Source organism: Okeania sp. (genome assembly GCF_983059655.1).
This window is the reverse complement of sequence record NZ_CEZPJD010000120.1, coordinates 1-14,437: the sequence shown is the minus strand read 5'-3', so window position 1 is coordinate 14,437 and position 14,437 is coordinate 1. Positions and strand designations below refer to the sequence as shown.

The 14,437-nt window shown below is 38.5% G+C and carries 10 protein-coding genes; 3 read left to right on the top strand and 7 right to left on the bottom strand.

Translation table 11 applies throughout. The features are described 5' to 3' along the window. A partial coding sequence (locus AC3DU7_RS09600; RefSeq protein ID WP_488039126.1) for a DUF2887 domain-containing protein occupies positions 1 to 314 on the bottom strand: 314 nt, incomplete at its 3' end. A gap of 115 nt (positions 315 to 429) precedes the next feature. Then, positions 430 to 591 (bottom strand): DUF2887 domain-containing protein, encoded by a 162-nt coding sequence (locus AC3DU7_RS09595; protein ID WP_488039125.1) that lies wholly within the window; start codon positions 589 to 591, stop codon positions 430 to 432. Between the two features lie 181 nt (positions 592 to 772). Here AC3DU7_RS09595 and AC3DU7_RS09590 point away from each other — a divergent pair, with 181 nt between their 5' ends. The 3 genes from AC3DU7_RS09590 to AC3DU7_RS09580 all read left to right on the top strand — a co-directional run bounded on the left by AC3DU7_RS09590 (position 773) and on the right by AC3DU7_RS09580 (position 6,492). Next, positions 773 to 4,528: a sister chromatid cohesion protein PDS5 gene (locus AC3DU7_RS09590; RefSeq protein WP_488039124.1), complete on the top strand. Its 3,756-nt coding sequence runs from the start codon at positions 773 to 775 to the stop codon at positions 4,526 to 4,528. Positions 4,529 to 4,976: 448 nt separating this feature from the next. Further along, on the top strand, positions 4,977 to 5,867 hold the full coding sequence (locus AC3DU7_RS09585; RefSeq protein WP_488039123.1) for an ABC transporter permease: 891 nt from the start codon (positions 4,977 to 4,979) through the stop codon (positions 5,865 to 5,867). Positions 5,868 to 6,120: 253 nt separating this feature from the next. Further along, complete coding sequence (locus AC3DU7_RS09580; RefSeq protein WP_488039122.1) at positions 6,121 to 6,492, top strand: hypothetical protein; 372 nt, start codon at positions 6,121 to 6,123, stop codon at positions 6,490 to 6,492. Between the two features lie 261 nt (positions 6,493 to 6,753). Here the strand turns inward: AC3DU7_RS09580 and AC3DU7_RS09575 are convergent, their stop codons facing one another. From AC3DU7_RS09575 to AC3DU7_RS09555, 5 genes are all read right to left on the bottom strand, one after another. Further along, entirely contained in the window at positions 6,754 to 6,942 is a 189-nt protein-coding gene (locus AC3DU7_RS09575) for a DUF5837 family cyanobactin class RiPP (RefSeq protein ID WP_488039121.1), read from the bottom strand. Positions 6,943 to 7,497: 555 nt separating this feature from the next. Then, complete coding sequence (locus tag AC3DU7_RS09570; RefSeq protein ID WP_488039120.1) at positions 7,498 to 9,816, bottom strand: TOMM precursor leader peptide-binding protein; 2,319 nt, start codon at positions 9,814 to 9,816, stop codon at positions 7,498 to 7,500. 129 nt (positions 9,817 to 9,945) lie between these two features. Then, positions 9,946 to 10,419 carry a hypothetical protein gene (locus AC3DU7_RS09565; protein WP_488039119.1) on the bottom strand — a complete coding sequence of 158 codons (474 nt, stop codon included), beginning with the start codon at positions 10,417 to 10,419 and terminating at the stop codon, positions 9,946 to 9,948. A 286-nt stretch (positions 10,420 to 10,705) separates the two neighbouring features. Beyond that, positions 10,706 to 13,414 (bottom strand): DUF7948 domain-containing protein, encoded by a 2,709-nt coding sequence (locus tag AC3DU7_RS09560; RefSeq protein WP_488039118.1) that lies wholly within the window; start codon positions 13,412 to 13,414, stop codon positions 10,706 to 10,708. A 115-nt stretch (positions 13,415 to 13,529) separates the two neighbouring features. Beyond that, on the bottom strand, positions 13,530 to 14,437 hold a 908-nt coding region (locus AC3DU7_RS09555), incomplete at its 5' end, for an SPL family radical SAM protein (protein ID WP_488039117.1).

Sequence of the window (14,437 nt, the reverse complement as noted above, 5' to 3'; positions counted from 1 at the left end):
TCTCCTAAATTAAACATTGCTGCAATTTCCTCCCGACTTTTTTGTGGTAATTTGTAGACTATTATAGTCTCTATTAATTCGATGATATTTTCTTGTCTGACTGCATCTGTTAATTGAATTTGAGTTTTTTCAACTAACGATTTAGCCAGATCGACTGCGGTTTCTTCTGGTTCTACTACCAGTTTAACAATTTCTACTCCTAATGAGTTTATTGGTGCTAACTCATCTAAATAGATTCGTTGGACTCTTTCTAAGGTCAACATCTCTCCAAATTGGTGAGCTTCTTCCCTTTCAACACTACGAGTAGGATAAATAACTACTACTCGCCTTTTCAGTTATCAGTTATCAGTTATCAGTTATCAGTTATTAGTTATTAGCATCTCAAGCCAAATCAGAGATAATTATTAATTATTAATTATTAATTATTCATTATTCATTATTCATTATTCCATCCATACGAAATGATAATTGTTTGACTTCACGGGAAGTGAATTTGTAATTTTTGGCTTCATTTCCAGAAATACCAATTAGTTCAAAAAAACTGGATGGAATTGTCAGAAATAATTTATAGAAGATGCTGTCTGTTTTCACGTTTTTATTTTGGAATTTAATTTAGGATACTGTTTTCCTGTTGTTGTTGCAACTGGAATGAAGTGAAACGAAGCAATTTTAGTTAACCTAAATTATTTCTTGATTTTCTGTTCTGGCTCAATTTAATATGTTAATATGTAGACTTAAAATAAGCTGCTGTTTTCTATCTCTCAATCTAACGATGATGAAACCCCTTAACTCCTTTCTCCGTAAATGGCGTTTTTTGCTGCTGTTGTTGTTGGTGCTGTTGGTGGTAAATTTGGGTCATGTTCGAGCTTCTGAGAAGTCACCGCCAAAAGACTGGCAACTCCAGGGAATGTTGGCGGCGTTGGATGATTCTGATCCTGATGTTTGGTTGGTGGCTTTGGATAAATTGTCTGATTATGACCTTAAGCCTCCTGTTGAAATTCCCTCAGAGCGGGTAGAACAAATTGGAAAATTGTTGAGCTATGAAAATTCGGATGTCCGTAAAGCAGCAGTATGGGTAGTGGATGATATAGGATCGGAGGCTAAACAATTTATTCCCAAGTTGCTGCAGTTGTTCAGTGATGAAGATTGGGATGTATGTAAAGTAGCAGCAAGAGCAGTGGGTCAGATGGGGTCGGAGACTAAACATTTGGTTCCCAAGTTGCAGCAGTTGTTGAAGAATAAAGATTCGCGTGTCCGTGCAGCAACAGCAATAGCAGTGGGTAACTTGGAGTCGGAGGCTAAACAATTTATTCCTCAGTTGCAACAGTTTTTGAGAGATATAAATTGGCGTGTTCGTTTCGCAGCAGCAGAAGCAGCAGGTGAGATGGGGTTGGAGGCTAAACAATTTATTCCCCAGTTGGAAAAGTTATTGAGGGATGAAAATTCGGATGTCCGTGCAGCAGCAGTAGAGGCAGTGGGTGAAATGGGGTTGGAAGCTAAACAATTTATTCCCCAGTTGCTACAGTTGTTCAGTGATGAAAATTTCCTTGTCCGTAAAGCAGCAGCAAGGGCAGTGGGTGAGATGGGGTTGGAGGCTAAACAATTTATTCCCCAGTTGCTACAGTTGTTGAAGAATAAAGATTCAAGTGTCCGTGCAGCAGCAGCAATAGCAGTGGGTAAGATGGGGTCAGAGGCTAAACAATTGATTCCCCAGTTGCTACAGTTGTTCAGAGATGGAACTTTCGAGGTTCCTTATGAAGCAGCAAGGGCAGTGGGTGAGATGGAGTCGGAAGCTAAAGAGTTGATTCCCCAGTTGCAGCAATTGTTGAGTGACGATAATTCAAATGTCCGTGCAGCAGTAGTATGGGCAGTTGGTGAGATGGGGTCGGAGGCTAAAGAATTTATTCCCCAGTTGCTGCAGCTGTTCAGGGATGAAGATTGGGGTGTCCGTGCAGCAGTAGCAAGAGCAGTGGGTAAGATGGGGTCAGAAGCTAAAGAATTGATTCCTCAGTTGCAGCAGTTGTTCAGGGATGAAGATTCGTTTGTCCGTTATACAGCAGCAAAGGCAGTAGGTGAGATGGGGTCAGAGGCTAAAGAATTAATTCCTCAGTTGCAGCAGTTGTTGAAGGATGAAGATTCGTCTGTCCGTGAAGCAGCAGCAACAGCAATGGGCGAGATGGGAAGGTTGAATATTCAGCAGATTTTAGCAATTTTGAATGTAGCTCATAAAAGCAGCTATGAAGAAGCAAGACTTCGTTTTACTACTTACTTTGTCAGTGGCGGAGAATCTAAGACCGTTACCTTAATTCAATGGTTGGGTTCCCCCGAAAAATATCCCTATGAAAACAATAAGTTTGATCACTCTCGAAAAGAAGGCAAAAAAATCTTAAAACTATTTGCCGAAATTTGGCAAGCAACCGAAACCCTAGATGAATTACGCCCAGAATTAGAAACACAAATTGCCCAAGTAGTCGATCGCGTCGAATGGCAACCCCAAGACATTAACTTCCTCACCACCCACTACAAAAATTTAAAAGATGCCAACTCTACTCATGCTGATTCCATCAACACAAAAATTAAGATATTAAAAGGAATACAATGGTTCTCCTACATCTGGAAGTTTCTACTCCTTCACGCCATCATTTGGCTCATCCTCCTCTCCTTCTATCCCAAATCTCGCGAAATTCAAACCCTATTCTGGCATCCCCTGATTCGCAGAATTGCCGGACTTGGTTACGTCGGTTTATTACTCACCTGGATACCATTCCTCCGCCGCCTACTCCTATCCCCTTTCCAACCCCTCCTCATCGCAGATGCTAACCTCGACAGTTTCAACCCTCAAGATTATTTTCCCGACTCCAATGTTTGCCTCAAAAATACCCACAACCTCCAACCCATCAAAACCGCCATTGCCAAAGTGCAATCTCCCATTATCCTGGAAGGAGAATCAGGTCTGGGCAAATCCATGTTTCTGCGCTACTGGGCGAAAACCTGCAAAAATTTAGTAGTTTACCTACCCGCCAGCAAATGTGCCCAAGGAGCGATCGCTGCCATCCAAGCAAAAGTCCCCATTTCTCAAACAGACCGCAAATTCCTAGAAAATCTCATCTACAATAACGCCCTAGAAATTTGTATTGACGGTCTCAATGAAGTCACCCCCGACACCCGCACTAAAATTAGTTATTTCGTCGAGCGTCATTTCCGGGGTCATATTCTCCTAGCAACACAACCCCTAGATTGGATTCCACCCTCGGCCACCAAAACCTATATTCTCCAACCATTAAAACGTCAGCAAATTCGACAGTTTCTCCAGACTCGTCAGTTTACCCCATCCGCAGAAACATCAATTTCCCAGTCTGAGTATGAGGAAGCTTGCGAAGAATACCTAGAAAAAACCTTCAATTCAAACAAACAGTCAGAGGAAGAGCGCAAAGCAGTACGTCGGTTATTATCGAATCCCATGGATTTAACTATTGTGGCGCAAATTCTCGCCCAGGGGAAAAACCCTGACTTGCTCAACCTGCAACAACAGCAGTATAGTGTTATGGCAGCAGCATACGAGCAGATTAATTTTGATTCCTTTCCCCTAACAGAATTTGCCGAAACAGCATATCAAATGCGCCTCAACGATGAAATTAATATTCCGTCAGAGTGGAAAAAAGAGCTAAATTGCATGGAAAACTACAAAATGGTTTTGCGCCGTCAACGCCATGTAGAAGGTAATTCAGGTTCCCAATGGTATTTCCGCCATGATAAAATTCAAGAATATTTTATCGTCCAGACATTTCTTGGTGAGGGGAATCAAAAATTAGAACAACATATTAATGACCCCAGATTTCGAGGAGTTTATCTATTATTAGCAACTTTGTTACCCTATAACGAAGCACTGTTATTACGAGAGAAATTATTAATAAATGCAGCGGAAACCAAAGACCATGTTGTGAGCGACCAATTTATTCAACGATTAAATTCTCGGTCGGAATTATCTAAAAATGGAGAGAATTTGAATCTAGTGGAAATTATTAAATTGCTGATTGTTGAGAAAAATAATAATATAAATATTGAAGTTAACCCTAATATTGAAACTAATCCTAATACTGAATTTAACCCTAATATGAGGAATGAAAAAATGAATGATTCTTACAGAGCAAAATATGACCTGAGAGAAGCCGCTCTTCGTAATATAGTTGAAGGGCAAAGTGAAAGTAGTGGTAACGTGGTCGAGAATGCTGAAGGTGGCAGTCAGGTTATAGGAACCCAAAATAACTATGCTTCCCAAGAAAAACAAACCCTCGCCGAAGCTGCTGATGAAATTCAAAAATTATTGAAACAGTTGGAATCAAATAATCCCGATGCCACCGATGCAGAAAAAGAAGCATTTGTCACCGCCTGTATTCCGCCGAATAACCGTCAACGTTTTGTCGGAGCATTGCAAGCGGGAGGCAAAGAAGCTCTGAAAGAATTATTAGATAATCCTTATGTTAATGTGGGAGTTGCCATTGTGGAAGGGTGGCAAAATCCAAATTAAGAACATATAAAAAATTGGAACCTTGTAGGTTGGGTTGAGGAACGAAACCCAACAACTCTTGTTGTCTCTGTGTAGGCTTTGTTGAGTTACGCTATCGCTTAACCCAACCTACATTATTTTTTAATAATTCTTACCACTTTTCCGCTATGAGGAACGTTAGCGCCAGCTTATCCGTTAGGATAAACCCAACAACTCTTGTTGTCTCTGTGTAGGGTTTGTTGGGTTACGCTAGCGCTTAACCCAACCTACATTATTTTTTAATCATTCTCTCCACTTTTCCCCTATTCTGCCATTTCTAAATAGCAGTGTTAGAATTACGAGTATATTGGGCAAAAGTCATTGGCATACAGTGGAGAAATATTAATAATAAGTTAAAAGTCTTTAACTTTTACATTGCCGTATTATCTTTTGTCTATACATTCTGCACTAATAATATCTAAAATCTAATATGAGTGGTACTATTACTCCTTCCCAACCAAATATTAGTCAGTTGTCTGACACTAAAGCGACACCTTTAACCTCCGGTTCTGTAGTAGGAGATTTCTTCCAAGAAACCCTAGCATTAACCCGTCGATTATTTATCCAACTAAAACGACGCCCTTCGACATTAGTAGCTGGAGTTATCCAACCCCTGATGTGGTTAATTCTATTTGGGGCACTTTTCCAAAATGTACCTCAAGGGTTATTTGGTGAAAGTCAAAATTATGGACAATTTCTCGGTGCTGGTATTATTGTCTTTACCGCTTTTGCTGGAGCCCTGAATGCTGGTTTGCCAGTCATGTTTGACCGAGAATTTGGCTTTCTCAACCGCCTACTGGTTGCTCCATTAACATCTCGTTTTTCTATTGTCATAGCTTCAGCTACCTTTATTGTCACCCTGAGTTTTATTCAGTCAGCAATAATCATCGGTGCTGGTGCATTTTTGGGTGCTGGATTACCTGATATATTAGGATTAGCTACCATTGCCCTGATTGTCCTAATGTTGGTTGTGGGCGTAACTGGTTTAAGTTTGGGTCTGGCCTTTGCTTTGCCTGGTCACATTGAACTTTTGGCGGTTATTTTTGTCACTAACTTACCTTTACTGTTTGCCAGTACTGCTCTAGCACCTCTATCTTTTATGCCTAATTGGTTACAGGTAGTTGCAAGTTTAAATCCTTTGACTTATGCGATCGAGCCTATTCGCTATTTGTATCTACATAGTGACTGGTCTATTGGTAGTATTATCATGGAAACACCTTTTGCTAATATTTCTTTTGGTACAGCATTGTTGGTACTGTTAGTCTTTGATGTAGTGACTTTAGTAGCAATTCAACCTTTATTACGTCGTCGTTTTGCTTAAGTTGATTTAATTAAGTAGGTAAATACAAATTATATTTAGGACTTAGGCACTGACAATAGATATAGGGTCTTGTGCGTTATTATACCGCTAACACACCCTACAAATAGCGTTTGTGCGTAAATTAAATATAAATATAGGGTGCATTGCAACGCACCTTATACCACTATCGTCAAATTAGCTCTCTTCTTCAAACAAACCAAAAAAGTTGTATGCTATATATCTAAAGTTTCCTAAAAGAACTACGATATGACCTATGTCTACTCAACTTTTGACAAAAATCATTTTCAGCACCTTAACCACAGGAATAATAACTATATTCCTACCTCAAGCATCTTTTGCCCAATCTTATGAAACTGATACGGTTAATCCTCTAAAGGATTTGCAAACCATAGATAACCCCGATCCTTTCAGTGGTTCCGGTGGGTTGAATATGTTCGACATTATTCATAACTCTAGACTGGGAAATAACCGGAATATGAAAGAGTATATGCTCGAACAACGTGACAGTCTTAATGATGCAGCGACACAGTTTCGCAATAAACAGCAGCAACTGATACAACCATCACAGAATGCTGTTGGTGATACTCCTGCTTCTACCGTAGGTGAGAGTGAAGTTAATCCTTAATCGACCACATAGTAAAATTATTTATTCAAGCGATCGCTCTGTTGCTCAAATATAGCAGCATGAGCGTTTTGTTTTTTTCAAAGAGAATAGGGAACAGGGAACGGGAACTATATAGAAGTACCTTCTTTGGCCTTTAATATCAAGTTGCACTGATTAACCACAATATAATAAATATGGCAGACTCCTCAAGAGTCATCTTCAGATGACTTAAGCTATTAGCCAAGGATTGAAATCCTTGGCTCTGATTGTGATGGAGCAGGATTATTCTGCGTTACCGTCATAGGAACATCTGTAAGGCCGATTCCTCCTGGAACCTTGTGGGGCTATTCCCTCCCTGGAAGCGAAACCAGTAGTCAGGTTTTCTTCTTCAAGTCCCTCTATAGATTTTTCAATATTCAAGCGAATCACAGGCTTCTGTTGTTGTGGCATCAGATTTTTCTTGGCCATCATAGTTATTCCTCTGTGTATTTTTAGCTCAATCTGCTTGCATTTTAGGCTTCCAAATCGCTACTGTCAAGCTTGGCTGGGCGAGCCATCAGGTATAGCGCTGTGGGCAGGCAACAGGGGGCATAAAAAGTGTGGTTTTGTTATCCGCCAAGAAATAAATTTCTAGGCTCACAGCAGAAGTCATCTAAAGATGACTAAAGATAGCTGATTTATTATACCAATTCCCATGCATTAGTGCTATACTTACGCAATACTTCAGTTATTAACTAATTAGCAGAATCCGAATCACTTTTATGCTAATTTTAGCTAATTTAATATTTATTATTCTTATGTTTTATTTTCCCCCACTCCCCCTACTCCACTATTTTTCCTCCTGGGAGGGGTTAGGGGTGGGTTCCCTGCTCAACAAAATGTAGAAAAGTTTTTGAGAAGTGGTATTATGGCTGATTAATGAGACTTGATACGATACCTGAAAACTCTTCATAAAATCGATATCAAGAGCAATGTTTTTCCTACTGTTCCCTGTTCCCTGTTCCCTGTTGCCTATTCCCTGCTATATTAAAACATTATCGGCATTAAATTCATCTGCTCTTCCGGCAATGCTTCAGGCAACCAGCCCATTTTCACAGGCACATCATACAACCTACCCCCTCCAAACCTCGGCCAAAAATGGCGTAACCCAGGCACAATAACCTTTACCACATTTAGCTCAATATCTGGGCGAGTCTGATCCAAAACCAAAGTTTCCATGCCTGCTGCTTGAGCAATTTTCACACAAGTCAAAACATCCTCATAAATGTCATCACTCCAAAGCAGAGGATAATCTTGATAAACTTTGGCTGGTATTTCTGGGTGGGGAGCTAAATAAGGCTGACTTTCTATAGTTGCTGTAGTCATCCATTCCTGTACCCCTTCTTCAATTTGACTAATATCTTCCTCATCGATTCCCAAATTAATCTGATTCACTTCTGTTACCGCTCGCAGCATCGCAATTTTTGGGTCAAAATGCGCTCCAAAACCTGTAATAATTCGCTCATCCTCCCCATCAACTCGACGCGAAACTGCGCTAAAAACTGGTATTCCTAAATCTGTTGTTAAATCCAAAACCCATAACTCGCGATGATTTTGTTGATAAAATTCTTGCACTGCCAATAAATAGGGGTCGTCAAAACTGGCTAAATCTACTGATGGACGCTTGAGGCGATTGTACCACCAAATTGCGACACTATCGCGCTCTACTAATTCCATAAATCCTTGCAAAATTGCTTCTTCTATGGTATTACCCGCAGCGTTTCCATTAGAATCAGCTATACAGAAATTATGGTTTGTGGGCAAGTTATAAGCATAATAACACCAAGCAGTAGGCAAATATTTACGAGTATCTTCTGTAAGTGACCATACTGGAGTCCAATCTATTTTTTTGCTGGCATCAAAAGGTTGGGGAATCCGATCGCGGTCTACTTTACTATTAGCATTCAATTTTTTGCGGTTTGCGTACTGAGTCGCACTGAAGTGCAAAATTTTTTCTGGGTGAATAGCTTGCTCTCCCAATTCAGCTAAAGTGGATTTTTTCCTGGGTTCGTCTCCTTGGAATATTCCCGAATAACGTTCGATCGCTTCACAAAAACCACTAGCTTTGGCTTGGCGATCGCTCTTGCCTTTCCCCCCACTTTTATGACTAAGGGAACGACGTAAAGCACTGAGAGTTTTGGCACTACCGAAACTATGAATAGCATTGTAGGTATGAATGAGAGGATTATTTGGGTCAGAGGTTCGTATCAAAGCACTGACAATTCCAGTAATAGGGCTAATTAGTTGTTCGTAGCGTTTCGTTGTTTGGTCGGGAGTGAAAGCACGATGACCGCCATCAGAGGTAAAATGTTTTTGGCGACTGGTGAGAGTCAGAGGATAAAATGCCGTGTCTTTGAGTAATTTAGGATCGCCGCAAGCTTGACATTGAGGACGTTTACTCAAAATATGAGTTTCTGTTATCAGGTTTGTCTGGTTAAAGGTAATTACTTTCCCAGCAAGAGTAGTAAAGTTAGGCATTTCCACCCCACATCTTTGTACTATCCATTTGGCAACTTCAGTAGTTATTAGATTGATAGCAGTTGCCATAGTTGAAGGTAGAAAAGCAAAAGAAGTAGGCAGACATCCAGAAACTTCTCTTTTACTCGCACTAGATTTTTTTGTCGAAAGAGATTTCTGTTTCTGTCGCAAAACGGCAGCTTCAACTTCCCGATGACCGCGCAAACGTTGAGCTAAACATTCCCAACATCCGGTATCTTCTGGCTCAAATATTGGCCCCAACCACAGTAACCCTCCCACGGGTTTTGCCAGTAACCAAGGTTGATGAGCGCAGACTGCAGTTTCATTAATTGTTGCAAGTTGTGGTTGTAGGTAGTCATCGGTGAGGACAACTAATAGTGCGTTTTGGTCTGATGTTAGTGGATAATTTTCCCAAAGCTTGGTTTTTATGCCTACTGCTGTCAAACTTTCGATTAATAAATCTGTGGTTGTTTCTCCCACTGAGGCGACATAAACTGAGATTTGCTGGAGATATTCGGAGGCGAGTTGTGGTTCGACATTGAGTAATGACCAAAATGCAGCTACTGGTTGGGGGAGTTGGGGAGTTGCTTCGGTTAAATAACCTTTGCTGTGGAGGCGATCGAGAACATATTGAATTTGCTCTGAGTCTGCTATTTCTACTAAAGTTTGACAAATTTCTTCAAAGTTATGTTGACCGTCTAATAAAGGAATTAGGTGACAATAAAATTCTCCAGTGAGGGCGTGAGTGGAATTTTCTCCTAAGAGGTAAACATGCTTAGGTTCAATAATTTCGATGCGAAAATGTGGTTGAATTTGTGGATATTGCATGATGATTTTAAAGGCAGAAGGCAGAGGGCAGAAGGAAAAGAAAGATCTAAAGAAAGAAAGTTTTTGTTTGCTTTTGAACTTAGTTGAAATATTTGCTATTGTATGAGGCTTGTAAGTTGAGATTACGCTTCAAGAAGATGGCTCTTTAACATACCAGTATTGTCCACAATTTTGCTGAATAATTTCACCTTTTAATTCCCGCGATCTTCGTTCGCCATTTTCATCCAGATAATAAACGGTATAATTCATAACTGTAACTTCTCCACTATGAAAACCTGTAATGCGTGGCCAAAAGTTAGCCTTACGATCGGCATCGAGAGAAGGACGGATAGTGCAGCAGTCGGGGTTACTCTCCATAAACTGTTCAAAGCTTTCGTATTTTATTTTTTCGTAACGTTGCCCCTCATTTTCATGATTTTGCCCCTCATTGATGAAAATAGTATCTCCCTTACTTGCTCTTTCAAACACCTTTTTAAATTTATCCTCATCACTTAAATAACGCATCTCCGCGAAGCAAAATTCCGAATAATTTAAACCTGCGTAGATAACAAAAAGAGCAAATAACACTGCTAAAAATGTGCTACAACCTAAAAGAATTTTCATTTTTAAACTTACCTTTAGCCTCAGTATTAAGTATTAGACGCAGGCCGATTCAAGCTATCATATCATGTCAGGAAGGTAGAAGGTTTTCTTACAATTGTGACTTACCGAATAATACCAATTTGAAAAAAGAATGTTACGAATAATAAGTGCAATAAAAAGATTTTGTAGAAAATGCCCTTTTGCAAAAAAGAGAATTTACGACCTGAAAACTGGTATTAAATCTATTCCCATACGACTCCTGACTCCTGAATTTTAACTTCTAAATTTTAACTTTTAACTTTTGACTTCATGACTTATTCCCCGATCGCCCTTCAGCTTCACCAAACAATATAAAATGTTCAAACCCAGTATTAAAAACACCATTTTCTACTGCTAAAGCTACACCAGGATTAGAAGCTAGATAAAATCGTTCATCAAATGCAGTAGCTCTTTCATCGCGTCCTTCAAAAAAACCAACATTAATAAAATGATCGAAGCCACTATTAAAAACATTATTATCCACTGCTTCTGCTACCCCTGGATTTTCAGTTAAATAAGTAGTTTCATCAAATAAAAGACTGGGGTTGCGCCCTTGAAATTGACCTCGATTAATAAAGTGGTCTAAACCATTTGTAAACAAACCATTTTGCACAAATCTGGCTACATCAACGTTATTTTCTAAATAAAATTCTTCATCAAAATAGATTTCTATGGGATTAATTTGTTGTTCCGTCAAATACTGAATAAAATTCTGGAAAATTTCAGGTGGCGTAACATCTGAAACAATCTTAGCTACAAAAGCATTAGATTCTAAACCAAAATTATTCAAAGCATCAATAACCGGAAAATCTATAGAATCAGAAAAACCAACTACATAAGTATTCTGAGCAGGGTCTATAACAATACCATTTCCAGATTCATTTCCCACACCACCAATAGTTGCAGAAAAATCTAAAAACAATCCACTACTAGAAACTTTACTCACAAAAACATCATCTGGTAATCCCAAACCAACCCCTTCTTGAAACTCATTAATAATCGGAAAATTCACAGAAGCAGTACTACCAGTCACATAAGCATTACCCAAATTATCCACAGCAATATCATTAGCAAATTCACTATTATTTCCACCTAAAAAACTCGCATATCCCAAACTACCATTCCGATTAATTTTCATCACAATAGCATCACTACTACCGCCTCCAAAGAAATTTTGAAATCCACTCAAAGCAGGAAAGTCTCCCACAGGAGAAGTAGCAATATCTCCCTCAAGAATACGAGTTCCTGTTGTACCAGAAACATAAATATTTTCAGCTAAATCTATGGCAATACCACTACCTGAATCACCATCGCCCCGACCATAAAAAGTTGAGAAAAGTAAGTTGCTACCTTCGGGATTTAATTTAGTAATAAAAATATCGCTATCTCCGCCATAAAAATTTTGCAGTGGGTTCTCAAGTGGGAAGTCAAAAGACCTAGTTGAACCTGTTATATAAGCATTACTATTATTATCAACTTCAATATCAATTGCTGAATCAAAATCTATGCCACCTAATAAAGTAGAATATTCTAATGTTTTGCCATTTCTGGATAATTTAGTTACAAAAGCATCGCGATTCAAATTATTAGTAGTTTCGGTTTGAAAGGCATCTTCTGTAGTAGGAAAGTCGGCAAAACCTGGAATTGGTTCTGCGGGAAATGGGGAAAAACCACCGGTACTTCCAGTTACAAAAGCATTGCCATTATTATCTACGGCAATACCTCTACTAATATCTTCGTCTCGACCACCAAGGTAAGTAGAATATTGTACGCTGTTACCTAAACTAGAAAGTTTTGTCACAAAAGCATCGCCGTTAAAACTACCTCCACCATAAGTAGTTTGGAAGGCATTAACTGTTAGGAAATCTAGGGAATTAGTATTACCTGTAACGTAAACTCCGCCTGCTATATCTACAGCAATATCTGTGCCAAATTCATCGTTACTTCCCCCAAAATAAGTAGACCAAAGAACAGTTCCATCTTGGTCGAGCTTAGTGACAAAAGCATCGTTATTAAATACAACTCCCCCACCATTAAAGTCTGATTGAATTGCATTTATTGTGGGAAAATCAACGGAGGTAGTATCTCCAGTTATATAAACATTTCCGGCAACATCTACAGCAATGCCATTACCACGATCAAAACCATTTCCGCCGATTAATGTGGAATATTCTACGGTGGGGTCGATAATTAATTCATAGTCTCTGTTATATTCTCCAATGTCGAATCCTACTTGATTATTTTCGAGGAGTTGATAGGCGACTTCAACTTCAATTTGCTGACCATTTATTTCTTGATAAGCAATTGGGGGTGCTTCAGTTAATTCCCCAAATTCAGTATCTATAGATAAAGTACCGTCAGCAAGAATATTAATTTCTTCTATCCCACTGTAGTTAAGAATAATTTGAGAAGTGTCGATGTTGGGAGAAACAATAAAATCACTTTTTAGGTTGCCGTCGATACTACTATATATTAGGTCAATACCAGGATATAAATTTTCATATTCAATAGTGGCATAAGTTGGAATATTTGTATATGAATCGTATGAATCATCAGAGTTATTACCTTGGAAAAAGTTGGCAACTCCGGGCAGTTGATTTAAAGGTTTAATAATAGGTTCGGGATTAGCATTTTGGAAATTTAATTTCACTACATCTGAGGTAGTTTGACCTTCTATGTCTTGAGCTGCAGCAAAGATAATTTCATCTGGAGCAAATAATAAATCATAGTTATTTGCTTTTGCTAAATACTTAACTTCAGTATTGTTAATTTGTCCTGCATTTTCGATAAAACTAATACCTGTCAGAGGGTCATTATTTATGGATAAATCAGTCGGCGGTGTTCCAAGTTCTTGTACTTCTAATTCTGGGGGTAATATTTCTGAACTAGATACAATATTTTGATTATTATTTATGTCAAATTCAGGCAGATTAGTTAAAGGTAATCCTGCTAATTGATTTTCGGATAAATCTATCATTAATTTTCTCTAATAAAATCAGGAATAAGATGAGTAGTAACTTGTAATTTTTCCAAGTGTGAAAAAAGTATATTTAGGCTAAAACTTATTAAATAGCTATTTTTTGTATGTTGTTTCAGTGTTTTTTTATTTTATAAGAAACTGTTTCCTCCTGCCATTTTTCTACCGTTGGCATATATAACCAATGATTTAATTTTTCTGCTGCTACATAACCTTTTAATTCTGGGTCTGGCCAAATATGAAGCTTATCTAAACATCCAATACTTTTAGCTGCTTCTTCCACCTCTGCCCATTGTTTAATAAAATTTTCTGCCCACGATTTTTTAGTCATAATTGAACTAGCAAATTCTAAACCTGCTGCTATCATACGTTTACCATTACTTCCACGAGCATTAATAGGTTCCCAAAATATTACTTCTGGCTCAATTTTCATAATTTGTTCTAAATTCATTTTAAAATCATCTAATGTCATTATCGGAGGAGTGGGAGCCATAGCTACATACAATCTGCATCCTGCTTGATGACCTTTTTGTAGAGCTTCATAACGTTTAGAAGGCGGAGGTGATTTTGGTTCAATTTTGAGACTAAGTTCATCATTAAAAAATGGTAAACTCATGCCAACTGTAATATTAGGCTGATTCAGAATATCTAAATCTTTTACCCATAAAGGACTACGAGTTAAAATTCTTACTCTTCTCTTATTTTTAGATAATATTTCGACAGTTTGACGAGTAATTTTTGCTGTTTGAGAATTTTGATATGGGTCAGTTCCAGAACATAATAAAACGACTCCTTTACCTTCTGGTGTTTCGCGCCATTTTTTCTTACGATTTAACTTTTCTTCTAATTGCTGAGGTATATTTTCTCGGACTAATAAATATTTTCCCCAATCCATCTGAGGATTACTAATTCCCTTTTCTTGTAATTCCTTTTGTTTGGTTCTAATTGCTGGAGTTGAGGGAACATAACAAAATGTACATCCATGAAGACAACCAGATGCTATATTAATTACATAATCACATA

Bases quoted from the DNA above. Each gene is read 5' to 3' on its own strand.
- AC3DU7_RS09585 (WP_488039123.1), top strand. From the start codon at position 4,977: ATGAGTGGTACTATTACTCCTTCCCAACCAAATATTAGTCAGTTGTCT.
- AC3DU7_RS09590 (WP_488039124.1), top strand. From the start codon at position 773: ATGATGAAACCCCTTAACTCCTTTCTCCGTAAATGGCGTTTTTTGCTG.
- AC3DU7_RS09560 (WP_488039118.1), bottom strand. From the start codon at position 13,414: ATGATAGATTTATCCGAAAATCAATTAGCAGGATTACCTTTAACTAAT.
- AC3DU7_RS09580 (WP_488039122.1), top strand. From the start codon at position 6,121: ATGTCTACTCAACTTTTGACAAAAATCATTTTCAGCACCTTAACCACA.
- AC3DU7_RS09575 (WP_488039121.1), bottom strand. From the start codon at position 6,942: ATGATGGCCAAGAAAAATCTGATGCCACAACAACAGAAGCCTGTGATT.
- AC3DU7_RS09565 (WP_488039119.1), bottom strand. From the start codon at position 10,419: ATGAAAATTCTTTTAGGTTGTAGCACATTTTTAGCAGTGTTATTTGCT.
- AC3DU7_RS09570 (WP_488039120.1), bottom strand. From the start codon at position 9,816: ATGCAATATCCACAAATTCAACCACATTTTCGCATCGAAATTATTGAA.